This window comes from Streptomyces sp., from assembly GCF_031181705.1.
Classification (GTDB): domain Bacteria; phylum Actinomycetota; class Actinomycetes; order Streptomycetales; family Streptomycetaceae; genus Streptomyces.
Genome location: NZ_JAPSKN010000096.1, coordinates 1 through 2,794 on the forward strand (window position 1 = coordinate 1; position 2,794 = coordinate 2,794).

General features: G+C 73.8%; 3 protein-coding genes. 2 read left to right on the forward strand and 1 reads right to left on the reverse strand.

Annotation, left to right across the window (positions count from 1 at the left end; translation table 11 throughout):
• Positions 1-34 precede the first annotated feature (34 nt).
• Positions 35-1,441 carry an FAD-linked oxidase C-terminal domain-containing protein gene (locus RIN80_RS18535; RefSeq protein ID WP_309096717.1) on the forward strand — a complete coding sequence of 469 codons (1,407 nt, stop codon included), beginning with the start codon at positions 35-37 and terminating at the stop codon, positions 1,439-1,441.
• Between the two features lie 11 nt (positions 1,442-1,452).
• On the opposite strand, the gene RIN80_RS18540 is transcribed toward RIN80_RS18535, so the two are convergent.
• Complete coding sequence (locus tag RIN80_RS18540) at positions 1,453-1,863, reverse strand: SsgA family sporulation/cell division regulator (RefSeq protein WP_309096718.1); 411 nt, start codon at positions 1,861-1,863, stop codon at positions 1,453-1,455.
• A 245-nt stretch (positions 1,864-2,108) separates the two neighbouring features.
• On the opposite strand from RIN80_RS18540, the gene RIN80_RS18545 reads away from it, so the two are divergent.
• The coding region (locus RIN80_RS18545; RefSeq protein ID WP_309096719.1) for a DUF2510 domain-containing protein at positions 2,109-2,794 on the forward strand (686 nt) is incomplete at its 3' end.

Here is a 2,794-nt window from a genome sequence, read left to right on the forward strand (position 1 = left end):
CGGGGTTCACACCGGTGGCCCCGGATGCGAACCTGTGATCATGAGCCGTATCGAAGCGCCTCGCGACGACAGGACCGGCAACCTCGTCGACCTGCTGCTCGGCGGTCTCCCCGCCGAGACGGTGCTCACCGACCCCGACATCACGGCCTCCTACGCCCACGACATGGCCGGTTTCTGCCCGGCCGGCACCCCGGCCGTCGTCGTGCTGCCCCGCACGACCGAACAGGTCCAGCACGTGATGCGCACCGCCAGCGCGCTGCGCGTCCCGGTCGTCCCGCAGGGCGCCCGCACCGGCCTGTCCGGCGCCGCCAACGCCTCCGACGGCTGCATCGTGCTCTCCCTGACCAAGATGGACCGGATCCTGGAGATCAACCCGGTCGACCGCATCGCCGTCGTCGAGCCCGGCGTGGTCAACGCCGCCCTGTCGAGAGCCGTCGGCGAACACGGCCTGTACTACCCGCCGGACCCCTCCAGCTGGGAGATGTGCACCATCGGCGGCAACATCGGCACGGCCTCCGGCGGCCTGTGCTGCGTCAAGTACGGCGTCACCGCCGAGTACGTCCTCGGCCTCGACGTGGTGCTCGCCGACGGGCGGCTGATGTCCACCGGCCGCCGCACCGCCAAGGGCGTCGCCGGCTACGACCTGACCCGGCTGTTCGTCGGCTCCGAGGGCTCGCTCGGCATCGTCGTACGGGCCGTGCTCGGGCTGCGGCCCAAGCCGCCCCAGCAGCTCGTCCTGGCCGCCGAGTTCACCTCCGCTGCCGCCGCCTGCGACGCCGTGTGCCGCATCATGGAGGGCGGCCACGTCCCCTCACTCCTCGAACTGATGGACCGTACAACGGTCAAGGCGGTCAACGACCTGGCGCAGATGGGCCTGCCCGAGGCCACCGAGGCCCTGCTCCTGGCCGCCTTCGACACCACCGCCCCGGCCGCCGACCTCGCCGCCGTCGGAGCGCTGTGCGAGGCCGCAGGCGCGACCCAGGTCGTCCCCGCCGACGACGCGGCCGAGTCCGAACTGCTCCTCCAGGCGCGCAGGTTGTCGCTCACCGCACTGGAGGCGGTCAAGGGCGTCACCATGATCGACGACGTGTGCGTACCCCGCTCCCGGCTCGCCGAGATGCTCGACGGCGTCGACCGGATCGCCGAGAAGTACCGGCTCACCATCGGCGTCGTCGCCCACGCGGGCGACGGCAACACCCACCCGACGGTCTGCTTCGACCCGGCCGACCCCGACGAGTCCCGCCGTGCCCGCGAGTCCTTCGACGAGATCATGGCCCTCGGCCTGGAACTCGGCGGCACCATCACCGGCGAACACGGCGTCGGCGTGCTGAAGAAGGAGTGGCTGGCGCGCGAGATCGGACCCGTCGGGATGGAGATGCAGCGGGCCGTGAAGCAGGCCTTCGACCCGCTGAACATCCTCAACCCGGGCAAGCTGTTCTGACGCCGGTGCCGTCACCGGGCGAGCAACTGGTCCAGCCCGTCGTCGAGTCCCAGCCGCTGGCCCTCCGTCCCGGGCGGCACCACCCGCAGCGTGCGCTCCAGCCAGGCCGACACCTGCGCCGCCGGGGCCTCCAGCAGGGCGTCCCCGTCGGGCGAGCTCAGCGCCATCAGCACCACGCCGCGCCCCTCCGTCTTCGTCGGCCACACCCGCACGTCCCCCTGCCCGCAGGGCCGGAACACGCCCTCCACCAGCAGGTCCCGGGCGAACGTCCAGTACACCGGCTGCGCGGAGTCGACGTGGAAGGTGACGTGGACGGCGTACGGGTCGTCGGTGACGTACCCGAGCCGGGTTGGCACCGGGATCCTGCGCTCCGGCGACAGGACGAGGTTCAGCTCCAGTTCCCTCTCCACCACGGTCTGCATGGCGGTGTTCCCTTCTCCTGACGGCTGCCCGTGAGGGCCGGTCAGGGGGAGAGAGCGGGTGGGCGCGGCGGCATTACGCGCGTTGCCGGAGGTTTTTTCGCAGGGGGACACCGCCGGGCGGTGCCGTGCGTAGCACATCGGTGCCCGAAAGGGGTGGGTCCGGCGGGAGCGGCCGTGGGGCTCGCGCTCGTCTGATAGATGTGGAGGCCCCCATTTGGCCCCCGAGCAGATACGGGACGACGGACATGAGCGCCCCAACCCCGGCACCCGGTGACGACAGGCCCCGCGAAGGGTATTACCCGGACCCGTCCATTCCTGGATACGTCCGGTACTGGAACGGTGCCTCCTGGGTGCCGGGCACCAGCCGTCCGGCGCCCAAGGAAGGCGAGTCGCTCGCGCCGCCGCCCGGTGCGGGGGCGGCGCCCACCGCCTCGGTCGAGGAGACCGGACCGCACTTCTTCGACGAGGACCCGGTCGACGAGCCCGCTCCGGCCGACGCCCAGCACGGCAGCCGTCCCGAACCGGCCTCCGCCTGGGGCGCGGACCGCTCCCGCCAGTCCGGCTTCGGCGGCGACCAGGACCGCCGTGTCTCGTGGGGCGCGCCGCAGGGGGCGCAGGGGGCGGCTCAGCAGGCGGGGGCCGCCCGGGCCGGGGACCGGCAGGACGCCGACCCGAGGGTGCCGCGCGCCGACCGCCGGACGGCCGGCGACTCCCCGCGCACCGACGGTACGGCGCCGATCCCGCCGGCGGGCCAGGAGGCCGACGCGGCGGCCTCCGGCAGCACGTTCGTCTTCCGCCGCCCGTCGGGCAAGCCCGGGGGCGGGGCCGCCGAGGCCCCCGACGAGGGCACGATGACGTTCCGCGCGGTGGCGCCCCGCTCGGGCGGCCCCCACGGCGGCGCGAGGCCGGCGCAGGGCGTGGACGGCCCGGG

Excerpts from the sequence above, each read along its gene's own strand:
- RIN80_RS18540 (WP_309096718.1), bottom strand. The coding sequence starts at position 1,863 with ATGCAGACCGTGGTGGAGAGGGAACTGGAGCTGAACCTCGTCCTGTCG.